22 protein-coding genes are annotated in these 25,627 nt (G+C 72.8%); 6 read left to right on the forward strand and 16 right to left on the reverse strand.

Annotated features, from left to right (window positions below; all coding sequences use genetic code 11):
• Positions 1 to 36 precede the first annotated feature (36 nt).
• Positions 37 to 516, forward strand: coding sequence for an LURP-one-related family protein (locus OG900_19730; protein ID WUH92119.1), 480 nt, complete (start codon positions 37 to 39; stop codon positions 514 to 516).
• Between the two features lie 16 nt (positions 517 to 532).
• Here the strand turns inward: OG900_19730 and OG900_19735 are convergent, their stop codons facing one another.
• Positions 533 to 1,330, reverse strand: coding sequence for a carbon-nitrogen family hydrolase (locus OG900_19735; GenBank protein ID WUH95842.1), 798 nt, complete (start codon positions 1,328 to 1,330; stop codon positions 533 to 535).
• Between the two features lie 134 nt (positions 1,331 to 1,464).
• On the opposite strand from OG900_19735, the gene OG900_19740 reads away from it, so the two are divergent.
• Complete coding sequence (locus OG900_19740; GenBank protein WUH92120.1) at positions 1,465 to 2,289, forward strand: maleylpyruvate isomerase family mycothiol-dependent enzyme; 825 nt, start codon at positions 1,465 to 1,467, stop codon at positions 2,287 to 2,289.
• Positions 2,290 to 2,606: 317 nt separating this feature from the next.
• On the opposite strand, the gene OG900_19745 is transcribed toward OG900_19740, so the two are convergent.
• Together OG900_19745 and OG900_19750 are read right to left on the reverse strand one after the other, a co-directional pair.
• Positions 2,607 to 3,923, reverse strand: coding sequence for an MFS transporter (locus tag OG900_19745; GenBank protein ID WUH92121.1), 1,317 nt, complete (start codon positions 3,921 to 3,923; stop codon positions 2,607 to 2,609).
• The gene (locus OG900_19750) at positions 3,920 to 4,591 is read right to left on the reverse strand and encodes a GntR family transcriptional regulator (GenBank protein WUH92122.1); all 672 of its coding nucleotides are present in this window, start codon (positions 4,589 to 4,591) and stop codon (positions 3,920 to 3,922) included. Before OG900_19750 ends, OG900_19745 begins: the two co-directional genes overlap by 4 nt.
• 91 nt (positions 4,592 to 4,682) lie before the next feature.
• Here OG900_19750 and OG900_19755 point away from each other — a divergent pair, with 91 nt between their 5' ends.
• The gene (locus tag OG900_19755; protein WUH92123.1) at positions 4,683 to 5,156 is read left to right on the forward strand and encodes a hypothetical protein; all 474 of its coding nucleotides are present in this window, start codon (positions 4,683 to 4,685) and stop codon (positions 5,154 to 5,156) included.
• Here the strand turns inward: OG900_19755 and OG900_19760 are convergent.
• The 4 genes from OG900_19760 to pdhA form a co-directional block, all read right to left on the reverse strand.
• Positions 5,146 to 5,340 carry a hypothetical protein gene (locus tag OG900_19760; GenBank protein WUH92124.1) on the reverse strand — a complete coding sequence of 65 codons (195 nt, stop codon included), beginning with the start codon at positions 5,338 to 5,340 and terminating at the stop codon, positions 5,146 to 5,148. The two genes, OG900_19755 and OG900_19760, sit on opposite strands and share 11 nt — an antisense overlap.
• A 114-nt stretch (positions 5,341 to 5,454) precedes the next feature.
• A complete protein-coding gene (locus tag OG900_19765; protein WUH95843.1) occupies positions 5,455 to 6,894 on the reverse strand; it encodes a 2-oxo acid dehydrogenase subunit E2 in 1,440 nt (479 codons plus the stop codon).
• Positions 6,895 to 6,914: 20 nt separating this feature from the next.
• Positions 6,915 to 7,892: an alpha-ketoacid dehydrogenase subunit beta gene (locus tag OG900_19770; protein ID WUH92125.1), complete on the reverse strand. Its 978-nt coding sequence runs from the start codon at positions 7,890 to 7,892 to the stop codon at positions 6,915 to 6,917.
• 2 nt (positions 7,893 to 7,894) lie between these two features.
• A complete protein-coding gene (gene pdhA / locus OG900_19775; GenBank protein WUH92126.1) occupies positions 7,895 to 9,079 on the reverse strand; it encodes a pyruvate dehydrogenase (acetyl-transferring) E1 component subunit alpha in 1,185 nt (394 codons plus the stop codon).
• A gap of 430 nt (positions 9,080 to 9,509) precedes the next feature.
• Between pdhA and OG900_19780 the strand changes: the two genes are divergently transcribed.
• On the forward strand, positions 9,510 to 10,172 hold the full coding sequence (locus OG900_19780; protein WUH92127.1) for a response regulator transcription factor: 663 nt from the start codon (positions 9,510 to 9,512) through the stop codon (positions 10,170 to 10,172).
• 154 nt (positions 10,173 to 10,326) lie between these two features.
• Positions 10,327 to 11,361: a phosphotransferase gene (locus OG900_19785; GenBank protein ID WUH92128.1), complete on the forward strand. Its 1,035-nt coding sequence runs from the start codon at positions 10,327 to 10,329 to the stop codon at positions 11,359 to 11,361.
• 12 nt (positions 11,362 to 11,373) lie between these two features.
• Here OG900_19785 and OG900_19790 read toward each other — a convergent pair whose 3' ends face one another.
• Positions 11,374 to 12,975, reverse strand: coding sequence for a protein kinase (locus tag OG900_19790; GenBank protein WUH92129.1), 1,602 nt, complete (start codon positions 12,973 to 12,975; stop codon positions 11,374 to 11,376).
• A 275-nt stretch (positions 12,976 to 13,250) separates the two neighbouring features.
• On the opposite strand from OG900_19790, the gene OG900_19795 reads away from it, so the two are divergent.
• The gene (locus tag OG900_19795) at positions 13,251 to 14,954 is read left to right on the forward strand and encodes a protein kinase (protein WUH92130.1); all 1,704 of its coding nucleotides are present in this window, start codon (positions 13,251 to 13,253) and stop codon (positions 14,952 to 14,954) included.
• A gap of 69 nt (positions 14,955 to 15,023) precedes the next feature.
• Here the strand turns inward: OG900_19795 and OG900_19800 are convergent, their stop codons facing one another.
• From OG900_19800 to OG900_19835, 8 genes are all read right to left on the reverse strand, one after another.
• The gene (locus OG900_19800) at positions 15,024 to 15,584 is read right to left on the reverse strand and encodes a bacterial proteasome activator family protein (protein ID WUH92131.1); all 561 of its coding nucleotides are present in this window, start codon (positions 15,582 to 15,584) and stop codon (positions 15,024 to 15,026) included.
• 45 nt (positions 15,585 to 15,629) lie between these two features.
• Positions 15,630 to 18,518 carry an ABC transporter permease gene (locus OG900_19805; protein ID WUH92132.1) on the reverse strand — a complete coding sequence of 963 codons (2,889 nt, stop codon included), beginning with the start codon at positions 18,516 to 18,518 and terminating at the stop codon, positions 15,630 to 15,632.
• Entirely contained in the window at positions 18,515 to 19,327 is an 813-nt protein-coding gene (locus OG900_19810; protein ID WUH92133.1) for an ABC transporter ATP-binding protein, read from the reverse strand. Before OG900_19810 ends, OG900_19805 begins: the two co-directional genes overlap by 4 nt.
• A gap of 159 nt (positions 19,328 to 19,486) precedes the next feature.
• Positions 19,487 to 20,155 carry a PadR family transcriptional regulator gene (locus OG900_19815; protein ID WUH92134.1) on the reverse strand — a complete coding sequence of 223 codons (669 nt, stop codon included), beginning with the start codon at positions 20,153 to 20,155 and terminating at the stop codon, positions 19,487 to 19,489.
• 309 nt (positions 20,156 to 20,464) lie between these two features.
• Positions 20,465 to 20,704, reverse strand: coding sequence for a hypothetical protein (locus tag OG900_19820; GenBank protein ID WUH92135.1), 240 nt, complete (start codon positions 20,702 to 20,704; stop codon positions 20,465 to 20,467).
• Positions 20,705 to 21,626: 922 nt separating this feature from the next.
• A complete protein-coding gene (locus OG900_19825; protein WUH92136.1) occupies positions 21,627 to 22,592 on the reverse strand; it encodes an NAD(P)H-quinone oxidoreductase in 966 nt (321 codons plus the stop codon).
• Between the two features lie 198 nt (positions 22,593 to 22,790).
• Positions 22,791 to 24,164, reverse strand: coding sequence for a tryptophanase (locus OG900_19830; GenBank protein ID WUH92137.1), 1,374 nt, complete (start codon positions 24,162 to 24,164; stop codon positions 22,791 to 22,793).
• Between the two features lie 49 nt (positions 24,165 to 24,213).
• Positions 24,214 to 25,374: a prenyltransferase gene (locus OG900_19835; protein ID WUH92138.1), complete on the reverse strand. Its 1,161-nt coding sequence runs from the start codon at positions 25,372 to 25,374 to the stop codon at positions 24,214 to 24,216.
• Positions 25,375 to 25,627 lie beyond the last annotated feature (253 nt).

Genomic DNA, 25,627 nt, shown 5'->3' on the forward strand with positions numbered 1-25,627 from the left:
CCATCCAACAGCATCACCGGGGGTAGGCATTCCCCTATGAAATACGTGGTGCAGGAGAAGATGTTCGCCATCGGCGACGACTACTGGATCGAGGACGAGGACGGCCGGCAGGCCTTCTACGTCGACGGCAAGGTCCTCAGGGTCAGGGAGACCCTGGAGCTCCAGGACCCCTCGGGCGCGGTGGTCGCCGTCATCCACAAGAAGCTGGTCTCGCTGCGGGACGCGATGACCATCGAGCGCGACGGCGACGTCCTGGTCACCGTCCGCAAGAAGCACGCCCTGCTGCACGAGGTCTACCGCGCCGACCTCGCCTCCGGGGAGGAGCTGGAGATCCGCGGCGACCTCGTCGGCAAGGAGTTCGACATCGAATACGACGGCGAGCGCCTCGCGCGGGTCTCCCGCCGCTGGTTCTCGCTGCGGGACTCCTACGCGATCGACATCGAGAGGGACGACGCGGACGTGGCGATGCTGATCGCCGTGGCCGTCTGCGTCGACCGCATGGTCACCAAGGAGTAGCCCCGCGGAGAAGGGGCTACCGCGGCGGAGTCCCGAGGACCCGGTCGCGCAGGACCGGGAAGTCGGCGCGGGTGGACGCGACCCGCGACAGGTCGAGGTCGACGGTGAGGACCTCCTCGTCGGGGCCGGCCTCGGCCAGGACCGTGCCCCAGGGGTCGACGACCATGCTGTGGCCGGCCTGCGGCACCTGGGCGTGGGTGCCCGCGGTGCCGCAGGCCAGGACGAAGACCTGGTTCTCGATGGCCCGTGCCTGGAGGAGGACCCGCCAGTGCGCGAGGCGCCGGGCCGGCCAGCCCGCCGGGATGGCCAGCAGCTCGGCGCCGGCGTCCACGAGCAGCCGGAATTGCTCGGGGAAGCGCAGGTCGTAGCAGGTGGCGAGGCCGAGCACGCCCTGCGGGAGGGCGGCGGTGACGATCCGGGAGCCGCCGGCCATCAGGACGGCCTCGCCCCGGTCGAAGCCGAAGCGGTGGATCTTGCGGTAGGCGGCGTGCAGCGTGCCGTCGGGCGCGAAGAGCAGCGAGGTGTTGTAGAGCGGCCCGTCCGGCCAGGGGTCGCGCTCGACGACGGAGCCGGCGTGCAGCCACACTCCGGCGTCCCGCGCGGCGGCGCTCATCGCCTCGGCGGTGGGTCCGCCGTCGACCCGCTCGGCACCGTCCGCGAAATCGTCGGAGGCGAATGCGCCGACGGGCCACAATTCGGGCAGCACGACAAGATCCGCGCCCGCCTGGGCGCGGACGAGGGCCGCCGCACGGCGCCGCCGGTCGGCGGCCGTCTCGGCCGGGTCGACCTCGATCTGGAGAAGCGTTGCGCGCACCTGGACACCGCCCATACGTTGGGTCGTCAAGCCGGGCCTACCATCGTCACTCGAAAGCACTGCGTGGGCGCCCGCGCGCAGCGTAACTTAGGCGCCAACCGCCACGACCGCGCACCGATCCGTCGAGGGGTCCCGTGACCGTCCACAGCAAGCTCCAGCCGTACATCGACGCCTGGACCCACTCCATAGAATCCATCAACGAACTGGTGTCCCCACTGGCCGAGGGGGAGTGGAACCGCGCCACGGAGTGCCCCTACTGGTCGGTCCGCGACATCGTCTCCCACGTCATCGGCTTCGAGTGCGAACTGCTCGGCGATCCGCGCCCGATCCACACCCTTCCCAGCGACCTGCGGCACATCACCAGCGAGGCCGCCCGCTACACGGAGGTGCCGGTCGACATCCGGCGGCACCACACGGCCCCCGAGATGACCTCCGAGCTGGAGTACACGATCATCCGCAGGTCGCGGCAGCTGCGCAACGAGTCGCGGCAGCCCGACCAGGAGGTGCGGGCGATCGGCGGCGGCGAGATCACCCTGGAGGAGCAGCTGTGGAGCCGCGTCTTCGACGTGTGGGCCCACGAGCAGGACCTGCGCAGGGCGCTGGACAAGCCGGGCAACCTGGCGTCGGCGGCGGCCGTGCTGTCCCGCGACTTCGTGCTGCGGTCGCTGCCGAAGCTGGTCGCGCACGACGCGGGCGCCAAGCCCGGCTCCGCGGTGGTCTTCGACGTGCACGGGCCGCTGGAGTTCATGCGGACGGTGCGGGTCAACGCGGAGGGCCGCGGGTCCATCGACTCGGCGGTCTCGCTCGGGCCTGCGGTGACCTTCGCGCTGGACTGGGAGACCTTCCTGCGGCTGCTGACCGGCCGGGTGCGGCCCGCCGTGGTCGCCGACCGGCTGAAGATCGAGGGTGACGCGGCGCTGGCCGAGACGATTCTGCAGCACATCGCCGTGACGCGCTGAGGCGCTCCCGGACCCCGCGGGGGCCGGTGCGGACGGGTGAATCCCGTCAGCACCGGCCCGGACCAGCGGGTAGGCTCGCGCAGGATCCGGTAGGCGCCGCAGGGGTCGGCCGCGAATTCGGGTGACAGGACGTCGGGTGCCGCGCGCGCATGGCTCACGGCGCTCCCTCGCGAGACGTCAACGAAGTCGGCTGGGTCGACCGGTGGGGGCCGACTAACCGGTCAGGCCGGCGAGTTGACGCCCGAATGGGCAGAGCGCGAGCGGCGGTCACTCTCCGTCGACGGCGGCCGGGCACTCCCCGCTCCGACGGCGGGTGTTCACTCCCTGCGGACCGCCGCGGCCGACGAGCGGTGCACGCTCTCCACCCGGCTGACCGCGATCCGGTCGCGCTCCAGGCGCTCGCTGTGCCGGCGCAGCCGCAGGATCTGCGCGGTGCCGACCGCCTGGAGGACGAAGACGCTGCTCCAGGCCACCCGGTAGTTGTCGCCGGTCGCGTCGAGCAGCACCCCGATGGCCAGCAGGGTCAGCATCGACGCGGTGAAGCCGCCGATGTTGACGATGCCCGACGCCGTGCCGAAGCGCTCCGGCGGGTTGGCGGGGCGCGCGAAGTCGAAGCCGATCATCGAGCCGGGCCCGCAGGCGCCCAGCACCACGCACAGCAGCACCAGCAGCCACGTCGGGTCCTGCCCGCCCGGCCAGCCCAGCACCGCCGCCCACACCCCCGCGGTCGCCGCGATGACGCCCAGCGTCAGCGGCATCCTGGCCCCGTGGTGGCGGGAGATCAGCTGGCCGAAGACCATCCCGAAGACCATGTTGGCCAGCACCACCAGGGTCAGCAGGCTGCCCGCAGTGCCGCGCGACAGGCCCTGGTCCTCGACCAGGTAGGGCAGGCCCCACAGCAGCAGGAAGACCATGCCGGAGAACTGCGTGGTGAAGTGCGTCCACATCCCCAGCCGGGTGCCCGGCTCCGCCCAGGACGCGGCGATCTGCCGCCGTACGTAGGCCAGTCCGGCGTGTTCGGCCGGCGCGGGCTCGTAGCCCTCGGGGTGGTCCTTGAGGAAGAGTGCCACCAGCAGCAGCACGAAGGCGCCGCCGACCGCCGTGCCGAGGAAGGTCGGCGTCCAGCCCGCCGAGTGCAGAAGCCGGGACAGCGCGACCGTCGAGACCAGGTTGCCCGCCACCCCGAAAAGGGCCGCGCCCTGTGCGATCATCGGCCCGCGGCGGGCCGGGAACCAGCGCGAGCCGAGCCGCAGCACACTCACGAAGGTCATCGCGTCACCGCAGCCCAGCACCGCGCGGGCGGCCAGCGCCATGCCGTACGAGTGCGACAGCGCGAAGGCCAGCTGGCCGCTGGTGAAGAGCACCGCGCCGAGCATCAGCACCCGCTTGGTGCCGAGCCGGTCCACCATCAGGCCGACGGGTATCTGCATGCCGGCGTAGACCAGCACCTGGAGTATCGAGAACGACGACAGCGCGGACGCGCCGATGTGGAAGCGGTCGGCGGCGTCGATGCCGGCCACGCCGAGGCTGGTGCGGTGCACCACCGCGACCAGGTAGACCATGGTGCCGACGCCCCAGACCAGGGCGGCACGGCGGCCGCCCGGCGGGTCGCCCGGCAGGGTTCTCGCCGTCACGACTCGCCCCGGGCCAGGGTGTTGACCCGCGACAGGTGCCGGCGCACGGCGGCCTCCGCCTGCCGCGCGCCGCCGTCGCGCAGCGCGTCCAGGATCTCGGTGTGCTCCTCGATGTTCTTGGCGACCCGGCTGGGCTCGGCGTGCATCGTGGCCACCCCCATCCGCAACTGCCGGTCCCGCAGCTGGTCGTAGAGCTGGGCGAGGATGCGGTTGCCGGCCGCGCGCACGATCTCCGCGTGGAAGCAGCGGTCGGCGACGGCGAAGGCCGCGAGGTCCCCGGCGGCCGCATGCCGGCGCTGCTCGGCCAGCAGCTCCTCCAGCCGCGCGACCAGCCGGTCCGGCAGCGCGCCCACCAGCTTGGCGACCGCGTGCTGCTCGACCAGCAGGCGGGTCTCGACGACGTCGGCGATCTCCTGCGCGGAGACCGGCAGCACCAGGGCGCCCTTCTTCGGATAGAGCTTGAGCAGCCCCTCCGCCTCCAGCCGCAGCAGCGCCTCCCGCACCGGGGTGCGCGACACCCCGACGGCCTCGGCGAGATCGCCCTCCGTCAGCAGCGTCCCCCCTTCGTAGCTGCGGTCCAGCACCCCAGCCTTGACGTGCAGATACACCCGCTCGGCGGCGGGCGGCGACTTGACGGCGACCGGGGTCGCGACGGTTGCTGCATCCATGATGCGCACATCATAGATGCAACAGATCGCCACTTGATACGCGGCCGGCGAACGCCTGTCCCGGGGCGGGTCGCGGTCCTACAATCGCGCGATGACGGCAGACGGGGGCGCGACCGCCAGGCAGGCGAACATCGGGGGGCCGGCCTCGCGGGCACTCGCACGGGCCGTGGGGGTGACGACCTGGGCCGTGGGGCTGGTGCTGCCCGCCCTGGCGCTCTTCGGGGACCTCGCCTGGACGTGGTCGCTCTTCCTGCTGCTGACGACCCCGCTGGGCTTCGTGATGTGGTGGGAGGCCGACGACGCGAAGGACGACACCGTACGGCTGCAGCGGTCGGGTCGGCGGGCACGGGCGGAGCTGGTCCGTCTGGAGCGGGTCGATCCCGGGGACGGCTCCCCGGACGTGGCGGTGATGCGGCTGCGGATCAGCGGCGAGGGTGTGCCGGACTTCGAGGCGACCTACCGCTGCGACCACGAGGACCGGTTCACGGTCGGCACCCGCTTCGTCGCCGTCGTCGACCCGTCGGACAACCTCTTCACCCTCAAGCCGCTGCCCCCTACGGACTGATCGTGCTCACCAGGTCCGCGGTCGAGGCGACGGTGGACTGGATGGTGGGCGCCAGGCTGGAACCGGCCAGGCAGAAGCCCAGCAGGCCGCACACGATGGCGTGGCTGACCTTCAGGTTCTTGTTGCGCATCAGCAGTGCCGCGATGACGAACAGCAGCAGGACGACGGAGACAGAGACGACCATACCGCGATAGCAGCACAATTCCCCCGGAGCGTGCGGTAAACACGCAGAAGCGGAGGCTCCCGGACGTTTGTCCGCCGGGAGCCTCCGCTGGGTGTACGGGCCCGCGCCCCGGGCCTACGCCCAGGTGATCAGCCGCTTGGGCTGCTCCAGGATCGCGGCCACGTCCGCCAGGACCTTGGAGCCCAGCTCGCCGTCGACCAGCCGGTGGTCGAAGGACAGCGCCAGCGTGGTGACATGGCGCGGCTTGACCTTGCCCTTGTGGACCCACGGCTGGAGCTTGACCGCGCCGAAGGCGAGGATCGCCGACTCCCCGGGGTTCAGGATGGGCGTGCCGGTGTCGACGCCGAAGACGCCGACATTGGTGATGGTCACCGTCCCCGCCTGCATGTCGGCCGGGGACGTCTTCCCCTCCCGGGCGGTCGCGACCAGGTCGCCCAGCGCCGACGCCAGTTCGGGCAGCGTCTTGTCCTGCGCGTCCTTGATGTTGGGCACGATCAGGCCGCGCGGGGTGGCCGCGGCGATGCCCAGGTTGACGTAGGACTTGTGGACGATCTCCTGCGCCGCCTCGTCCCAGGCCGAATTCACCTGGGGGTGGCGCCGGATCGCGACCAGCAGCGCCTTGGCGACCAGCAGCAGCGGGCTGACCTTGAGGCCGGTGAAGGCGCGGTCCTCCTTCAACTCCTGGACCAGCTTCATGGTCCTGGTGATGTCGAAGGTCACGAACTCCGTGACGTGCGGGGCCGTGAAGGCGCTGGCCACCATCGCCTGGGCGGTGGCCTTGCGCACACCCTTGATGGGGACGCGGGTCTCGCGCCCGCCGGCTGCGAAGGCGGGAGCGGAGCCGGCTGCGGGGCCGGGCGCCGCGGCCTGCGCGGCGGCCTGCGGGAGGGTCGCCGGGGGCGCCGCGGCGGCCCTGATGTCCTCCCGGGTCACGACGCCCTTCGGGCCCGTGGGCACGACGGTCGCCAGGTCGATGCCGAGGTCCTTGGCGAGCTTGCGCACCGGCGGCTTGGCCAGCGGCCGCTCCGACCGCTCGACCGGCGTCAGGGCGGGAGCCGACGCCGGAGCCGGGGCGGGTGCCGGGGGCGCGACCGGGGGCGTACCCGTACCGTTCACCGGAGCCGTGGACGCCGGCTTGCGCGGCCGGCGGGTGGTCGAGGACGGGGCGACCCCGTAACCCACCAGCACCGCCTCGCGCTTGACGGGCGGCTTCGGCTCCTCGACCGCGGCGGGCGCGGCAGGCGCGGCCGCCCCGCCGGTGTCCGCCGGGCCGTCCGCCTCCCCCGAGGGCCCGGAGTCGACCACGATGATCGGCGTGCCGACGTCCACCGTCGAGCCCTCGTCGAAGCGGATCTCGCTCACCACCCCGTCGTAGGGGATGGGCAGTTCGACGGCCGCCTTCGCCGTCTCGACCTCGCAGACCACCTGGCCGTCGGTGACGGTGTCGCCCACCGCCACGTACCACTTGAGGATCTCGGCCTCGGTGAGGCCCTCGCCGACGTCCGGCATCCGGAATTCCCGGAAGCGCTGTGCCCGTCCGGCCTGTGGCGTCATAGTCGTCACAACCCCTCTCCTCAGAACGCCAGCGCGCGGTCGACGGCGTCGAGTACGCGGTCCAGGCCCGGCAGGTACTCCTCCTCCAGGCGGGCCGGCGGGTAGGGGGCGTGGAAGCCGCCGACCCGCAGCACAGGCGCCTCGAGGTGGTAGAAGCAGCGCTCGGTGATCCGGGCGGCGATCTCGGCGCCGGCTCCGTAGAAGACCGGGGCCTCGTGGACGACGACCAGCCGGCCGGTGCGCTCCACCGACGCCTGGATCGTGTCGAAGTCGATCGGCGAGAGCGAGCGCAGGTCCACGACCTCCAGGCTACGGCCCTCGTTGGCGGCCGCCGCGGCCGCCTCCAGGCACACCTTCACCATCGGCCCGTAGGCGGCGAGCGTGATGTCCGTGCCCTGCTGGGCGACGACCGCCCGGTGCAGGTCGCCGGGCAGCGCCGACACGTCGACCTCGCCCTTGTCCCAGTAGCGCCGCTTCGGCTCGAAGAAGATCACCGGGTCGTCGCACTCGATGGCCTGCTGGAGCATCCAGTAGGCGTCCGAGGCGTTGGACGGCGAGACCACCTTGAGCCCGGGGATGTGCGCGAACAGCGCCTCGGGCGACTCGCTGTGGTGCTCGACCGCGCCGATGCCGCCGCCGTAGGGGATGCGGATGACGACCGGCAGCTTGATCTTGCCGAGCGCGCGGGCGTGCATCTTGGCCAGCTGGGTGACGATCTGGTCGTAGGCGGGGAAGACGAAACCGTCGAACTGGATCTCCACCACCGGCCGGTAGCCGCGCAGCGCCAGCCCGATCGCGGTGCCGACGATGCCCGACTCGGCGAGCGGGGTGTCGATGACCCGCCCCTCGCCGAAGTCCTTGTGCAGGCCGTCTGTGATGCGGAAGACACCGCCGAGCTTTCCGACGTCCTCCCCCATGATGAGGACCTTGGGGTCGTTCTCCAGCGCCTTGCGCAGGGACTCGTTGAGCGCCTTGGCCACTGCCATCGTCTGCGTCATGATCAGTGCCCCGTTCCCGCGCTGCTGCCCGCTGCGGCGTCCTCGAAGGACGCCAGGTAGTCGGCGAACTGCGCGCGCTCCTCGTCGACGAGCGCGCTCCCGTCCGCGTAGACGTTGTCGAAGATCGCCATGGTGCCGGGGTTCGGCATGTTCCGTACGCCCTCGCGCACCCGCTTGGCGAGCGCGTCGCTCTCCGCGTCGATCCCGGCGTAGAAGGCCTCGTCGGCGAAGCCCTCGCGCTCCAGGTAGGTCTTCAGGCGGGCGATGGGGTCCTTGGACGCCCACTCCTCGCGCTCCTCGTCGCGCCGGTAGCGCGTCGGGTCGTCGGTCGTGGTGTGCGCGCCCATCCGGTAGGTGAAGGCCTCGACCAGCATCGGCCCCTGCCCGCTGCGCGCGTGCTCCAGCGCCGCCCTGGTGACGGCCAGCACCGCGAGCACGTCGTTGCCGTCCACCCGGACGCCGGGGAAGCCGTAGCCGGCGGCGCGCTGGTAGATCGGCACCCGGGACTGCTTCTCGGTCGGCTCGGAGATCGCCCACTGGTTGTTCTGGCAGAAGAAGACCACCGGCGCGTTGTACACCGCGGCGAAGGTGAAGGACTCGGCGACGTCGCCCTGGCTGGAGGCCCCGTCGCCGAAGTAGGCGATGACGGCCGCGTCTGCGCCGTCCTTGGCCACACCCATCGCGTAACCCGTGGCGTGCAGCGTCTGCGAGCCGATCACGATCGTGTAGAGCTGGAAGTTGTTCTCGTTGGGGTCCCAGCCGCCGTGGTTCACGCCGCGGAACATCCCCAGCAGGTTGAGCGGGTCCACGTCCCGCGTCCATGCCACGCCGTGCTCGCGATACGTCGGGAAGACGTAGTCGTCGGGGCGGGTCGCCCGCCCCGAGCCGATCTGGGCCGCCTCCTGGCCGAGCAGCGAGGCCCACAGGCCCAGCTCGCCCTGCCGCTGCAAGGTGATCGCCTCGGCGTCGAAACGGCGGGTCAGCACCATGTCGCGGTACAGGCCGCGCAGCTCCTCCGGCGTCAGGTCGATCGCGTAGTCCGGGTGCTCGACCCGCTCGCCCTCGGGGGTCAGCAGCTGTACGAGCCCGGGATCGCCGGTACGGGGCTTCGCCGCGTGGCCGCGGGGGCTCGTCCGCCCCCTGCCTTTGGCCGGGGAAGCCCCAGCGGCAGTGCTCTTCACGCTCACGTTCGTTCCTCCGTCTGTCCGGCCCCCGGGATCTGCCGGGGAGCAGGATGGGGCCTCCCCCACGTGTTCGAGGGGCGGCGCACCTGGTCCGGCGGGACGCACGGGGTGTGTGCGGCATGGCCGAGCCAGGCGTGACAGTGTCCCGGCGAATGGCCTGCAATACAGACGTTACCCAGAAGTCCCGCATTCGCGCGAAGCCGTCCGACCTGCGGTTTTGCTTGGATTTCCTAGTAAGTGCGCGGGCGCGGCGCTTTCCGGGCAGCCAACCCGGCTGTTCGTCGCCCTGCCACGTCCGTGCTGTCGGCCTGTTGTCGCAGGCCACCGGGACAACGGCACCGTATCTCGGATGCCGGACATACGTAAGGGGCCGCCCGGGGGTCCGGCGGGAGCGCGGGAGGCAGAAGTCCGCGCGGGGTGCGACGCTGGGCACGTGAGCGAAAACGGGCATATACGGGTATTCGTACTGGATGACCACGAAGTGGTCCGGCGCGGCGTCAACGACCTGCTCTCGGTCGATCCGTCGATCGAGGTCGTCGGCGAGGCCGCGAGCGCGAGCGAGGCCATGGACCGGGTGCCCCGGACGCACCCCGACGTCGCCGTCCTGGACGTACGGCTGCCGGACGGCAGCGGCGTCGAGGCCTGCCGGGAGATCCGCTCCCAGGACCAGTCGGTGAAGTGCCTGATGCTCACCTCCTTCGCGGACGACGAAGCCCTCTTCGACGCCGTCATGGCCGGCGCCGCCGGCTACGTCCCCAAGGTCATCACGGGCGACGACCTGATCAGCGCGGTACGCGAGGTCGCCGCGGGCCACTCGCTGCTCGACCCGGCCGCCACCGCCCAGGTGATCGAACGCCTCAGGGACGGCGGCGCCCGCAGCGAGCACGAGGAGTGCCACGGCAAACTGACCGAGCAGGAGCGGCGGCTGCTCGACCTGATCGGCCAGGGCCTCACCAACCGGGAGATCGGCGAGCGGACCGGGCTCGCCGAGAAGACCGTCAGGAAGTACGTGTCCGGGATGTTCGCCAAGCTCGGCATGGAGCGGCTGACGCAGGCGGAGGCGTACGCGGCACGGCTGGCGAAGCCGCTGCCGTAGCCGTGTGGCGCGGTGGGCCGGTGGGCCGGTGGTCTCGTGGCGCCGGGGTGGGGTGCGGTGCCGTGCAGGTGAGGGCGAGGGTGCCTTAGCAGGTCGGGGCAGGGTGGCGCCACCCCGCCCGAACGGCCCCCTTTTGTGATCTACGCTGTGGCACGTGAAAGGCACGGCGACGGAGCCGCACGCGCGGGCTTCGCTGACCGCCCTGCTGCGCCGGTACGAAGACGCGGGGGAACCGCTGACCTGCGAGGCCGTCCCCCGGGGACTCCTCAACCGCGGGTGGCGGGTGACCACCACCAGAGGCCGCTTCTTCCTCAAGCAGTACGTCGCCGCCGACACCGCCGAGCCCGCGCTCATCGCGCGCCAGCACCGCGCCACCCGGGGCCTGGCCCGGCTCGGCTTACCCGCCGCGGCCCCGCTCCCGGACGCCGACGGCCGCACCGTCACACTGCTCGACGGCGACGGCTACGCGCTCTTCCCGTGGATCGACGGGACCCACCGCGAGGGCACCGAACTGACCGCCGGGCAGTCCCGGCGGCTCGGAACCCTGCTCGGCCACGTCCACACCGGCCTGGCCCGCGTCCAGCCGCCGCCCGCCGCGGGACCGAGGCCCAGCGCCGACCCCGACCGCACGCACGCCGACATCACCCGGCTGCTCGCCCTGGTCCGCGCCCACCACCCCTACGACGACTTCGACGGCCTCGCGGAACACCGGCTGGTCGAGCGCGGCGACCTGCTGCGGCGGCACGCCCACCGCCGCCCGCCCGACCCGGCGCCCGACGACCGCGTGCAGGGCTGGGTGCACGGCGACTTCCACCCGCTGAACCTGCTCTACCGCGGCGACGAACCCGCCGCGATCGTCGACTGGGACCGGCTCGGCGTCCAGCCCCGCGCGGAGGAGGCGGTCAGGGCCGCCGCCATCTTCTTCGTCCACCCGGTCGACGGCTGCCTCGACCTGCGCAAGGTGCGCGCCTACGCACGGGCCTACCGGCTCGCCTCGGGCGCCGGCGAGGCGGAGGTCGCCGCCGCCGTCCACCGGGTGTGGTGGGAGCGGCTCAACGACTTCTGGATGCTGCACTGGCGCTACGAGCACCGCGACCGCCGCTCCGACCCGCTCTTCCCCGCCGCCTCGGCGCTGGCCGTGTGGTGGACGGGGGAGTACGAGTCGGTGCTCGACGCCTTCGCGGGGTAGCGGGGCCCGGGGTCAGCCGTCGCTGCCCGCGGTCGCGCCGGGGTCGCTGGTGTCGGTCGGATCGGCGCTCGGCGGTGCGCTGCTGGCCGGGGCGCTGCTCGCCGGCGCCGACGGCTTGGTCGCGCTCGCCGACGGCGTCGACGACTTGCTCGGGGTCGACGACGGTGTGCCGGTCGTCGGGCTCGTCGTGGGCGTGCTGGACGTCGGGCTGGTCGTCGGCCCGGTCGGCCCGGTGCTCACCTCGCCGCTGTCCGACGGCTCGTCGCTCGGCTCGTCCGACGGCTGCTGGTCGGTCGGCTGCTGGTCGGTCTGGCCCACGGAGGCGGGCGGCTTGGTGTCGGCGGGGGTGTCCCCACCACCGCTCCCTGGGCCCTGGGTCGCCAGGTAGACGCCGAGCACGACGGCCAGCACCGCGGCGACCGCGAAGAGCACCGGCTTGAGCCAGCGGTTGCCGCCCTGGCCACCGCCCGAGCCGCGCCCGCCGTCGTAGCCGGCGTCCTCGTAACCGCTGCCCCTGCCGTCCTGCCCGCCGACGACGCCGGGGACCAGGGGCAGGCCCAGCTCGGCGGTGCTGCCGCTGCGCCCGTCGGGGTGGTAGGCGCCGCCCGCCGCGCCGCCCGCGCGCTGCGGGAGCACCGCGGTCACCACGCCGGTGTTCCACATGCCGTCGGTCCAGCCGCCCTGCTGCGTCAGCGCCTGGTGCGCGTAGCCGACGACGCCGCGCATCTCCTCGGCGCTCTGGAAGCGGTCCTCCGGCTGCTTGGCCAGCGCGCGCAGCACCATGCCGTCCAGCTCGGGCGGCACCCGGTCGCTGACCTGCGACGGGACCCGCGGCTCGTCCTGCACGTGCTGGTAGACCACCGACAGCGGGGTCTCGCCGACGAAGGGCGGGCGCAGCGCCAGCAGCTCGTAGAGCAGGCAGCCGGTGGCGTAGAGGTCGCTGCGGTGGTCGACGGGCTTGCCGAGCGCCTGCTCGGGCGACAGGTACTGCGGGGTGCCCATGACCATGCCGGTCTGCGTCATGGTGCTGGCGGCGCCGTGCAGGGCGCGGGCGATGCCGAAGTCCATGACCTTGACCGCGCCGCCCACGGTGATGATCACATTGGCCGGTTTGATGTCCCGGTGCACGATCCCGTGCTGGTGGCTGTACGCGAGCGCGTCCAGCACACCCGAGACGATCAGCAGCGCCTGGTCGACCGGCGGCGGGGTCGGCCCGGTCAGCAGCTCCTTGATCGTGTGGCCCTCGACCAGCTCCATCACGATGTAGGAGACGGTGCCGGTCTTCGTGCTGTCCTCGCCGGAGTCGTAGACGGCGACCACGGCGTGGTGGTTCAGGCCCGCGACGGCCTGTGCCTCGCGCGCGAAACGGGCCTTGGAGACCGGGTCCTCGGCGAGGTCGCCGCGCAGCAGCTTCACCGCCACGATCCGGCCCAGCCGCACGTCCTCGGCGGCGAAGACCTCGGCCATGCCGCCGCGGCCCAGCCGCCTGGTCAGCCGGTAGCGGCCCTCGCCGACGAAAGTGCCGACGCCCCACTGTCCCGAGGACTCGCCGGAGGCCTCGCGCGCGCCGGTGGACGCCTTGCTGCCGTCGGCCGTCTCGTTCGGGTCGACCATCAGTCCTCGCCGTCGTTCGCCATCGCCTGGTGCTACGTCTGGTGCGCCACCGTACCGCTTTTCGGCCGTCGTCCACGGCGCCCGTCCAGCCGCTTACCCGGGTTTGACGGGCCGACCCCGATACTCGCGGAACTTCCGCGTTCTGTGCGCGCCCGATGCGCATCAGGTGACGAGATGGTCAACGAACTTGACGTGCTCGCGCGATCGGCCAGACTTGGCGGGCAGGCTCGGGGCGAGTGTCTTCCCGTTGGACCTTCATGGGGGTAGCGGTACTGATGAGCGGGGACGCCACGCAGGGCGGCGGGTACACGGGGCGCTCGGTCGGCGGTGGTCGATACGTACTGCGCGACCTGCTCGGCCAGGGTGGCATGGCGTCGGTGCACCTCGCGCACGACACCGTGCTCGACCGTCCGGTGGCCGTCAAGACCCTGCATACCAATCTCGGCCACGAGCAGTCCTTCCGGGAGCGCTTCCGCCGCGAGGCCCAGTCCGTCGCCAAGCTCAACCACACCAACATCGTCTCGGTCTTCGACTCCGGCGAGGACACGATCGACGGCCAGGTCGTCCCCTACATCGTCATGGAGTACGTCGAGGGCAGTCCGCTCGGCGACGTCCTGGCCGCCGACATCGCCCAACACGGCGCCATGCAGGCCGACCGGGCGCTGAAGATCGTCGGCGACGTGCTGGCCGCGCTCGCCGTCAGCCACGAAATGGGCCTGGTCCACCGGGACATCAAGCCCGGCAACGTGATGATCACCCGGCGCGGCATCGTCAAGGTCATGGACTTCGGCATCGCGCGCGCCATGCAGTCCGGGGTCACCTCGATGACCCAGACCGGCATGGTCGTCGGCACCCCCCAGTACCTGTCGCCCGAACAGGCCCTGGGGCGCGGCGTCGACGAGCGCTCCGACCTCTACTCGGTCGGCTGCATGCTCTTCGAACTCCTCACCGGGCGGCTGCCCTTCGACGCCGACTCGCCGCTGGCGATGGCGTACCAGCACGTGCAGGAGACGCCCCCCGCGCCGTCCTCCTTCAACCGCGCCCTCACCCCGGCCGTCGACGCCCTCGTCGCCCGCGCCCTGCGCAAGAACCCCGCCGAGCGCTTCCCGACCGCCGACGCCATGCACGACGAGTCCGACCGTGTGCTCGCCGCCACCACCCGCAACACCATGCCGCTGATCTCCGGCGGCCCCGCGGCCGGCAACCGCGGCGAAGGGGTCGCCGCCTCCGTCTTCCCGTCCGCGCAGGGCCCGCTCCACACCCCGCCGCCGCAGCTGCACACCCCGTACGCCCCGACACCGCAGCCGCAGGGCTTCGGCCCCTCCACCCCGCCGCCCTCCGCCTACGGCTACCCGCAGCAGGGCCCCGCGCCGACCCCGCCGCCGAACCCCGCGTACGGCATGGGCGCACCGCACTCCCCGCACTCCGTGCCGCAGCAGCACATGGGCGGGCGGCCGCCCGGCGGCGGCATGGGTCCGGGCACCGGCGGAGGCGGCCGCAAGCGCAACACCCCGCTGATCATCGGCGTCGCCGTCGCGGCGGTGGCCGTGATCGTCGTCGTCTCCGTGATCATCGCGATGTCCGGCGGTGGCGGCGACCCGGTCTCCGACCCCACCGACAGCCCGACCGTCACCTCGTCCGGCTCCGGCGCCCCGACGGCCGACCCCACCGACTCCGTCATCCAGGGCGACCAGAGCCGCACCATCGAGTCGACCGAGTGCACCAAGGCGCACAACGACCTGATCAACCCGGGCAAGCCCAACCTCATGACGATGCCCGACTTCACCTCGATCTACGTGGACTCCGCCGTGGCCTGCATGAAGGCCGCCAACTGGCCCTACGAGATCAAGGACATGGACGAGCAGCAGTGGGGCAAGGGCACCATCACCGCCCAGACGCCCAAGTCCCTTGAGGACTTCGACATCAACTCCAGCCAGAAGATCACCATCTGGGTCTCCACCGGCAAGGGCGCCGGCTGACCGTGCGCGGGCGGCCGCCGGGTGGCGGCCGGCCCCGCAAACGGTGACCTGTAGAAGAGAGAAGGCGACCTACAGATACGGGCCCGAGCGCGAACCCGGGTGGCCCGCCTCCTGGTCCTCGTCCTGGCCGAGCGCCCCCGGCGGAAGCGCGCGCCGCATCTGCTCCAACTGCGCGCGAGCCGCCATCTGCTGGGCGAACAGCGCGGTCTGGATCCCGTGGAAGAGACCCTCCAGCCAACCCACCAGCTGCGCCTGGGCGATACGCAGCTCCGCCTCGCTCGGCACACTGTCGTCGGTGAACGGCAGCGACAGCCGATCCAGCTCCTCGACCAACTCCGGCGCGAGACCCGCCTCCAGCTCCTTCACCGAGCTGGCGTGGATCTCCTTGAGCCGCACCCGGCTGGCCTCGTCGAGAGGTGCCGCCCGCACTTCCTCCAGGAGCTGCTTGATCATGCTGCCGATCCGCATCACCTTCGCCGGCTGCTCGACCATCTCCGTCACCGGGATCTCGCGGCCCTCGTTGCCGTCACCGCCCGGTGACCCTCCGAGGGCCAATCCGTCCGGCCCGACGACCAGGACCTGCTGATTCTGCGAGCTATCCGGCGACCGTTCGTTCATCGGCATCTCCATGTGTCCATTGTCCCGCACCCCCGCCCCGGGCGGGCCCGTGCCCCCTCATCCCTCGGCCCGTCGGCCCAGCTCGGGACGGGACCTGGTGACCAGCGCCGCCAGCAGCCCCGCGCCCAGCGGCACCACCACGACCAGCGCCGCCAGGGTCCCCCACGGCACCACCACCGGCACGTTCGGCGGCCTCATCACGCCCCAGCCCATGTCGATCGCCCGGTGGTACTCGTCCCAGCTCCGGTGCCGGTCGCCGCGCCTCAGCGCGATCGCGGGCAGCACCCCCGCCACCGAGCCCAGCACCACTCCCATCACCGCGACGACCCCGCACTGGAAGCCGGTCAGCGTCCGCCGCACCTGACCCGCCGCACCTATCGCCGCCAGGGTCCTGAGATCCGGCTCCGCGTCGGTCTGCGCCAGCCCCGTCGCTATCCCGGCGGCACCGATCGTGATCACCCCCGCGAAGAGCGTGAGCGCCAGCAGCACCAGACCGCTGTTGCCCGTGTAGCCGCGCTCCAGATACACCTGCGCCCTGGTGCCGATCTTGGCCACATCGCTGTTCAGCGCCTGCCGCTGCGCCCCGCTCGGCATTTGCGACGTCGTGTAGTAGGAGCCCAGCGGTGTGGTCGTGAAGCCCACCGAGTCCGCCGCCCGCTGCGGCATGACCGCCACCACCCCGTACGGCTCGCCCCCGGCCGCCACGTGCACCGGCAGCGACTTCACCACCCCGGTCGGCTCCGTGCCGTCCTGCGGCTCCTTCGCCACATCGGCGATCACCGTGAACTTCACACTGCCGTGATCGTCGTAGGCCCGGTTGAAAAGCACCGTCTCGCCGCGCGCCAGCGCCTGCTCGGCCGCGCCGTCGCGCACCCCGAGCACATGCAGCACCGCGGGCCCGCCCACCAGCACGCCGTCGGCGGCGGCGATCGCCGACGGTCCGCCGCGGATGTTGCACCGCCAGTCGTCCACCAGCGCCTCGCGCTGGGGCACGGTCAGCCCGTAGGCACCCGTCGGCCCGGACGACGGGCACGCGTTGGCCGGCGGCATGTCCAGCTGGATCCTGCCGCAGCCGGGCAGCCCCTCGTCCTTGATGCAGGACGCCGCCCCGACGTACACCCGGGACACATCCACCCGGCCCGTGACCGGATAGTTCTTCTCGATCGCGGCACGCACCTGCACCAGGTCGCCGCCCGCCTCGCCGTACGCCCCGACCGAGACCTCCCCGCGCGGCAGCTGCGCCACGTACTCCTGCCGGTCCTGCTGCGTCTGGCTGGCCGCGTAGGTCGCGACGGCCACGGAACCGGCCACCGCGGCAAGCACCGCCGCCACCGCCGGAGCCGTACGCCCGCGGTTGCGCACCGCGTCCCGCAGCGCCAGCCGCGGTGCCAGCGGCAGCCACCGGCCGAGCCTGCCGAACGCCCCGATGATCGCCGAGGTCATCATCACCAGACCGGCTTCCGCCAGCGCCGCGCCGAGCACCGCCGAGTACGTACTGTCGGTGTGCGTCGTCGCGTAGAAGACCACGATCACGCCGAGGACCAGCAGGAACAGGCCCGCGATCGGCAGGAAGCGATTCGCCCGCCGCACCCCCCGCCGACCGGTGAGCGAGGCCAGCACACTCTGCCGCGCGGCGCCGACCGCGGGCACCACCGACGCCAGCACCCCGGTGAGCACCGCGAGCCCGCCGACCCCCGCCAATTCCAGCGGCCGGAACGCCAGTCCGCCGAACCGCTGCCCGACATAGTCCTCCAGCGTCCCGCGCAGCAGCACGGTGGCTACCACGCCGAGCAGCGTGCCCACCACGGCCGCCGCCGCGCCGATCACCAGCCCGCTGGAGAGCACGATCGCCCTGATGTGCCTGCGGTCACCGCCGTTGGCGCCCACCAGCCCCAGCTGGCGCCGCGAGCGGCGTGCCCCGACCGCGAACGCCGGGCCGGCCAGCAGGCAGATCTCCAGCATGGCCAGCCCGCCTATCGTCACCCCCGCGGCGATGGCCTTCGCCCGGACGTCGCCCGAGTCGTAGAGCACCGGGTCGCCGAAGCCGGTCCCGTAGATGGGGACATCCGCCCTGGCCGGCGGGTGCAGCCGGACCGCCCGCGAGTCGACCTCGATGCCCAGGGTGTTGGCGCGCTTGACCATGTCCCAGGTGAAGTCGCCGCCCACCGAGACCAGATAGGTCGGCACCCCGCTCTGATCCGAAGCCCTTTCCCCCGCGCTCCGCGCCGCCTCGTAGGGCGGGATGAAGGCCCCCGGCAGCGCGTTGAGCTGCTCGGCGTCCAACTGGCTCGGCAGATCGTAGGCACCCACGATCCGGTAGGACCGGTCGAGCCCGCGCACCCTCAGCCGTGAACCCACGTGCAGCCCGCTGGACTTGAGGAATCCGTTGGTCGCCGCCAGCTCGTCCGCCGCCACCGGGAAGCGGCCCCGGTCCAGATCGGCGATCCCGGCCGCGAGCGGGTCGGCCGCCTTCAACTCTCTTATCTCGACGTCCAGCAGTCCGAACTTCGTCCTGACCGGCGCGTAGACGGACGCGTCGCTCAACCGCCGTGCCCCGGCCGGGAGCGCGACCAGCGGATCGACCGGCTGAGGGGTCTCGTCGCCGACCCCCTCCGCGGACCCCTTCCCCCCGGGGTCCTGCCGCACCGGCACGACACCGCCGGGCACCGCCTCCTGGTAGACCGGCTGCGGCCCGTGGCCCGCGTCGCTGATCCGGGCGTCGGCGGCACCGAGGTCCCTGGTGGCCTTCTCCGCTGTCGTCAACTGCGAGCTGCGGATGGTCACATCGGCCGCGCTCACGCCCATGATCGGCAGCGCGATCATCGCCAGCACCAGCAGGCTGCGGCCCTTGAACCGCACGGCGTCCCTGCGGGCGATCCTGATCGCCGCGCGCCAGGTGTGCAGCCGCCCGACACCGGGCACACCGGGCTGCGCGCGCCCGGTCATTGGGCCGCTCCGCCCGCGAGCAGCGACTCCGCGGAGGAGCGCAGCGTCATGTCGACCACCGAGCCGTCCCGGAGGAAGACCACCCGGTCCGCCCAGGCGGCGAACCGCGGCTCATGGGTGACCAGGATGCCGGCCGCCCCCGCGTCGCAGCGGGACCGCAGGAGGGCGAGCACCGCGTCACCGGTCTCCGAGTCCAACGCGCCCGTGGGCTCGTCGGCGAGCACCAGGCGGCGGTCGCCGACCAGCGCCCGAGCGATCGCCACCCGCTGCTGCTGGCCGCCCGACATCTCGTCGGGGAAGCGGTCGGCCAGCTCCTGCAGCCCGAACTCCTCCAGCGCGGCGACCGCCTCCTTGCGCGCCCGCCGGCTGCTGACACCGTCCAGCTCGCGGGGGAGTGCGACATTCTCCGCCGCGGTGAGCGCCGGGATCAGGTTGTAGTCCTGGAAGACGTAGCCGATGCTCCGCCGACGCAATGCCGCTATGTCCTTGCGCCTCGCCGTGGTCAGATCGGTGCCCTCGACCACGACCCGGCCCGACGTCGGCAGGTCGAGGCCCCCGGCGATGGTCAGGAGCGTGGACTTCCCCGACCCCGACGGTCCCATCACCGCGACGAGCTCCCCCGGATGCACGTCCAGGTCGATACCGCGCAGCGCGTGCACCTGGGCCGCGCCTGTGCCGTGGACCCGGGTCAACTCCTCAAGGCTGAGGACGGGTTCGACGGTGCGGTCGGGCGCGGTGGCGCCGGGGTCGCCGCCCGCCGGACGCGACGGGTCGCGCGGGTCGGCCGGTGGTGTGGGCTGACTGGACATCGGGACTACTTCCCCCTGATTCGGGCCCAGGCCGTCCGGTCCGGGCTGTCCTCGCTGGTCGTGGTGGTCCTGCGGACGTGCTGGTCCTGCCGGTCGCGCTGCTGCCCGTGCTGTCGTTGTTGATCTGCTGTCGGACCGGGGCGGGCGAGCCCTGGCAGGTCAGCGCCGGGGCGGGGTCCGTCTGAGCGCGCCGCGCAGCCCTCCGTCCTGCGCGGCGCCCGACTCCCGCCCGCCGTCGGCGGGTTCGGCCGGGGCGACCACCGGGTCGGCGGCCGCGGCCTGCGGGGCCAGCCGCACGAGCCTGGTCTCGCAGTGGTCGAGCCAGCGTGCTTCCGCCTCCGCCTGGAAGATCAACTGGTCGATGACCAGCTGCCACGCCACGTCGTCCGGGTCGTACACCCCCGGCCTGCGGGACGCGGCCTCCAGGGCCTGTCCCTTCAACCTCGTGTAGTCCTGCATCGCCCGGATGGTGTGGGTGCGCTGGGCCTGGATGACCGAGCGCACGTCGACCTCGGGCGAACCGACCGCCATCGCGAGCTTGATGGCCAGTTCGTTCCGCGGCGGGTTGGCCCGGTCGACCGGGGTGGCGAACCACTGCCGCAGCTCGTCCCTGCCGTCCTCGGTGATGGCGTAGAGGGCGTGGCCCGCTTCGTCCTCACCCGCGGGGACGACCAGGCCGTCCCGCTCCAGCCGGGCGACGGTCGTGTAGACCTGCCCGACGTTGAGCGGCCAGGTGGAACCGGTGCGCGACTCGAACTCGGTGCGCAGCTGATAGCCGTAGCGCGGACCCCGTTCGAGGAGGGCCAGCAGGCCGTGACGGATCGACATACTCAGTATGTATACCCAGTAAGGTCCGAGGCCGCAAGGCCGATCGGCGGGATCGCGGGGTACTTCACTCGAACGGGTGGTCGATTCGGGCCGCTGGTTCGAAACGGCTCACGGCAGGCAATCATGTCCGTAGGCAGTCACTCACCGTCACGAAGACTGCGGTGGGTGACCTCGCGTGCGGGCTTGGGCGCGGGTGCGGGTGCGGGGGCGGGTGCCCGCGTGCGTGAGCGGGCGCGGGCGGGCGCGGGCGGGCGTGGGCGCCGGCAGGCGCGTGGAAGAAGCGGTGCGGGGGCGGGTGCGCGGTGGTGGTCAGGGACGGCGGAGGCGCAGGCCGATAAAGCCGAGTCCCAGGCCGACCAGCAGCATCCCCGCCCCGAGCGGCAGCAGTCTGAGCACGCGTCGGCCGGACGCGTAGGAGGAGGCCGAGGGCTCCTGCCGTCCCACTCCGGGGGCCGCGGATGCCGGCGGCGCCGAGGTCTGCCCCGTCTCCTCCGCGTCGGGCAGCAAGGAGGGTGCCCGGTCGGTGTAGCCGCGGCCGCGGTGGTGCACGGGGTGCCGCTGCGAATAGGTGTGCCCGGACGGCTGCCCGCTCCCGGCGGACCGGGTCGCGGTCGGGCGGACCGGCGGGTGCAGCGGCGCGCTCGCGGAGCCGGAAGGCGCCGGGCCGGTAGCCGGACGGTCCGGGGTCCGGGTGGGTGCGGGTCGCCGCGCGGGAGCGGTCGGCTTCGGCGCGGGCGGCCGGGAAGAGACAGACGAATGCGACGGAGGAGGTGACGGCATGGGAGGCATGCCGGTGACAGCAGGTGGACGGGGCGCGGCAGGGGCGGCGGGCGCGGTCGCGGACGGCCTGGGCGGCAGGGGTCCCGCGGGTCCGCCCGGCAGGCCGGGCCCTGGCGGGGTCACGGGCGCCGGCCCGGGTGGCAGCGGGCCGACGGGCCGGGGGGCACGCCCCGGCGAGGGTTGCGGCGGCCGGGCCGCGCCGGGAGCGGCGGCGCCGCCGGGTGCGGGAGCGGCGGCGCCGCCGGGTGCGGGAGCGGCGGCGCCGCCGGGTGCGGGAGCGCCACCGGCCGCGCGCGGTATGGGCGTCGTCGGAGCGGCGGGCGGCTCGGCGGCCCCGGCGAGGCCGGTCGGCGCGAGCAGGACCGCCGCGAGGATCAGGGTGGCCGCGGCGCGGTTGGCGGCAGTCGCGGTGAGGGTCGGCCGGGCCGGATGTGCGGCGGTCCGCAGTCTGGCCCTCCTGCCGGATGCCCACCGCACGTACGCCGCCTCTCCGCCGGACTCTCGGTGGTCTCAGCGTCACACGAGGCGACATTCCCGGCATCCCGGAAGTCGGCGCGGTGGTGCGGCGGCCGTCCGCGTCATGGGCGGTGCGCCCGCCCGCCCGCGCTGGCCGGAAGCGGACGACCTCGTGGCGCCCCGCCGGGCGCGGGAGCGGGTCGATCCGCCCCCGCGCCCGGGGGAGCCGCCGCGGTCAGATAGTGAGCAGGATCTTGCCGATGTGCTCGCTGCTCTCCATCAGGCGGTGGGCCTCCGCGGCCGACGCCAGCGGCAGCGCGCGGTCCACGACCGGGCGGACGGTACCGGCCTCGATCAGCGGCCAGACGTGTTCGCGGACAGCGGCGATGATCGCCGCCTTCTCCTCCTCCGGCCGGGCCCGCAGGGTGGTCGCGATGACGGCGGCGCGCTTGCCGAGCAGTTGGCCGAGGTTGAGTTCGGCCTTCGTGCCGCCCTGCATGCCGATGATGACGAGCCGGCCGTTGACGGCCAGGGCGTCGACGTTGCGGGCCAGGTAGGCGGCGCCGACCACGTCGAGGATGACGTCCGCGCCGCGGCCGCCCAGTTCCGCGACGAAGTCCTGCTCCCGGTAGTTGACCAGGACGTCGGCGCCCAGGTCGCGGCAGGCCGCCAGCTTCTGCGCGCTGCCCGCGGTCGTCACGACCTTCGCGCCGACCGCCTTGCCGAGCTGGACGGCCATGGTCCCGATGCCGCTGGACCCGCCGTGCACCAGCAGGGTCTCGCCCGGCCGCAGGTGGGCGATCTGGAAGACGTTGGACCAGACGGTGGCGGTCACCTCGGGCAGTGCGGCGGCCGTCACGAGGTCGACGCACGCGGGCACGGGGAGGAGTTGGCCGACGGGGACGGCGACCTTCTCCGCGTAGCCGCCGCCGACGAGCAGCGCGCAGACCTCGTCGCCGACCGCCCAGCCGGTCACTCCGGGGCCGAGGGCCGCGATCCGTCCGGAGCATTCCAGCCCGGGGTAGCGGGACGCACCGGGCGGCGGCTCGTAGAAGCCCTGCCGCTGGAGGATGTCGGCGCGGTTCACGGCCGAGGCGACGACCTCGACCAGCACTTCGCCCGTGCCCGGCACGGGATCGGGGACCTCGGCCAGGACCAGTGCATCGGGCCCGCCCGGTTCGGCAATGGTGATCGCACGCATGGCACGACCCTATGGGACGCGCCCGCGGGGGCCCGCGTCGCCATGCGCGCACACCACAGGGGTGTGCGGGGCCGCGAAGTCCCGCGGTGCGCCCGGTCTCTGCGGGGCGTGCTGCCGCGGGGCGTTCCACCGTGGTGGCGCGGCATCCCGCCCGGTCCGCCGGCCTGGCCGGGGCGGGCGGGACGCCGCGCGGGGCGGTCAGCCCTCGACGGGCACCGGAGCGAGCGTGGCGCGGAAGTGGCGCAGGATCGGCGACTGGTCCACGATGCGGAAGCCGTGGACGCTGTCCGCCCGCTTGGTGATCTTCGCCAGGGTGTCGCCGACGTGGTCGTAGTGGCTGCGGGTGTAGACCCGGCGCGGCAGCGCGAGCCTGACCAGCTCGTAGGGCGCGCTCTTGATCGGGTTCCCCTGCTCGTCCTCCTCGCCGAGGTAGAGCGAGCCCAGTTCGGCCGAGCGGATGCCGCCCTCCAGGTAGAGCTGGCAGGCGAGGGCGTGGCCGGGGAAGTGGTGGGGCGGTATGTGCGGCAGCAGGCGGCCGGCGTTGAGGTAGAGGGCGTGCATGCCGGGCGGCTCGATGATGTCGACCCCGGCCGAGCGCACCCGGTCGGCGAGGTGGGTGGCGATGTCGGCCCGCTCGGCGAGGTAGGCGGGCTCGGTGACCTCGGTCAGGCCCTGGGCCATCATGTCGAGGTCGCGCCCGGCCAGGCCGCCGTAGGTCGCGAAGCCCTCGGTGGCGATGAGCAGCAGCTCGCAGCGCTGGGCGAGTTCGGGGTCGTTGAGCCCGATGAATCCGCCGATGTGGACGATGCCGTCCTTCTTGGCGCTCATCATGCAGCCGTCCGCCAGCCGGAAGGCCTCCTCGGCGACCTGGCGGGGGGTGCGGTCGCGGTAGGCGGCCTCGTGCCGGGTCACCAGCCAGGCGTTCTCGGCGAAGCGGGCGGCGTCCAGGAAGAAGGGGACACCGTGCTCGCGGCAGAGGGCGGAGGTCCGCTTGAGGTTGTCCATGGAGACGGGCTGGCCGCCGCCGCCGTTGTTGGTGATCGTCATGACGACCATGGCGACCCGGGAGCCGTCGGGGCCGGTCAGCGTCCGGGTCAGCTCCTCCAGGTCGATGTTGCCCTTGAAGGGTTCGGTGCTGTCCAGGTTCCTGGCCTCGGCGCACGGGAGGTCGCGTGCCTCGGCGCCGGACAGCTCGACGTTCGCCCGGGTGGTGTCGAAGTGCGTGTTGGCCAGCACCAGGCCGCCCGGCTCCAGCAGGGTGTTGAAGAGGATGCGCTCTGCGGCACGCCCCTGGTGGGCCGGCAGGATGTGCGCGTAACCGGTCAGCTCGGTCACGGTCTCGTGGAAGCGGTAGAAGGACCGGGAGCCGGAGTAGGACTCGTCGCCCGCCATGCCGGCGGCGAGTTGCGCGGCCGACAGCGCGCCGGTTCCGGAGTCCGTCAGCAGGTCGATGGTCACCTCCTCGGCCCGCAGGTCGAAGAGGTTGTAGTGCACGCGTTTCAGCGCCTCCTCGCGCTGTTGCCGCGTCAGTTGCGGGATCGGTTCCACGACCTTGATCCTGTACGGCTCCATGCTGACGGTGCTCCTGTCTTTCTGTCGTGCTGTCTCTCGGAGAGAAGTGCTACCGGCCCTCGTGGCCGAGCTGGGGCGGGACCACGTCGCGCGGCCGCTGTACCTCGTACGCCTCGGAGGAGACGTAGACGGTCACCCGTGGCGGGTGGCCTCGCTGGTGGACCAGCGACACGTAGGCGATCAGACCCGGGCCGTCGCTCAGCGGGCGCGGGGTCACGGCGGCCAGCGCCCGGTCGAGCGCCGCGGTGTCCATGCCGTGGCTGCGCAGCACCGCGGCGGCGCGGTCACGTGCCTGCCCGTCGTGCCGGGCGTGTTCGCGGACGGGCACGTGCACCGTGTAGCCGCTGGGCAGTCCGGTCGCGGTCTCCGTGAAGGAGTGGCAGGTCAGGGTGCGGCGCCTGACGGACAGCTCCGCGTCGTCCTCGGCGGAGTAGCCGCCGGCGGCCCGCACGAACCTCGCCATCTGCTCCCGCCCGCCGGCCGGCGTCATGGCGGGCATGGCGCCCGCCTCCTCGGCGGACAGGCGGTGGTGGCTGAGGTAGACCTTCACCCGGGGCGCCTTCCAGTCCCCCAGGTCCAGGCCGACGAAGAGCATGCCGTCGGCCTCCGGGAGGGCGGCGAAGGCCTTGCGGTGGCCGAGCCTGGCCAGCGTCTCCTGGACGGTCTCGGCCGCCCGGTCCTGCCCGGAGACCGCCGGGTTGAGGTAGACCTTGACCCGGGGGACTCCGCCGGGCCGCAGCTCCAGCGCGCACCACAGGGCCAGCGGGCCCTCGGGGGCGGCCGGGAAGTACAGGTCCTCGAGCCGGTCGAGGTGGCCGGTGTCGAACCTCCAGCGCTCCGCCATCTCCCGGATCGCGCGCAACCCGGTGCGGCCGTTCTCCGCCATGTCGTCGCTGCCGCATCCCGGCTCGACCAGCACCCTGAGGGTGGGAGCCGAGTCCGGAAGGAAGGACAGCGAGAATTCCACCGGCGTGTGGTCGTCTGACAGGAAGCTCCGCGACGGCGGCGGCAGTGCCAACGACCTCTCGGCCACCGGGCCCAGACTGTCGGTCAGCACGCCCGCGTAGGTCTCCGCGTCCGTCTGGTCGAGATCGGCCACCGCGCACAGCCTGGCCAACTGCCCGGTGACGAGGTCGCCGAGCCGTCCGCCGTCGCGTCGCGGCCCCCCGTGGCCGGCAAGTCGCTCCGCTTCCGGAGCCCGACTTCTCACTGCCCCGCTCCCGAGGCGGCACAGAAGGCGGTATTTCGCGCGATACGGGCGTTAAGATACCCGCCCCAGGGGGCGGGTATGGAAACTCCTGGCGTGCGGGATGTCTTGCGTATCAGCAAATTGTCCATTTTGAGAGGGAAATCGCGTAGCCGCGAATCTGTTCGAACCGCGGAACGTGGATGGACGGGTGCGCCGGGGGGGACAGGCACCACGACTACTCCTCTTTGTTTTTGGCCATCTCGAATTGCGCCCC

It is taken from the genome of Streptomyces sp. NBC_00433 (assembly GCA_036015235.1).
Taxonomy (GTDB): Bacteria; Actinomycetota; Actinomycetes; order Streptomycetales; family Streptomycetaceae; genus Actinacidiphila.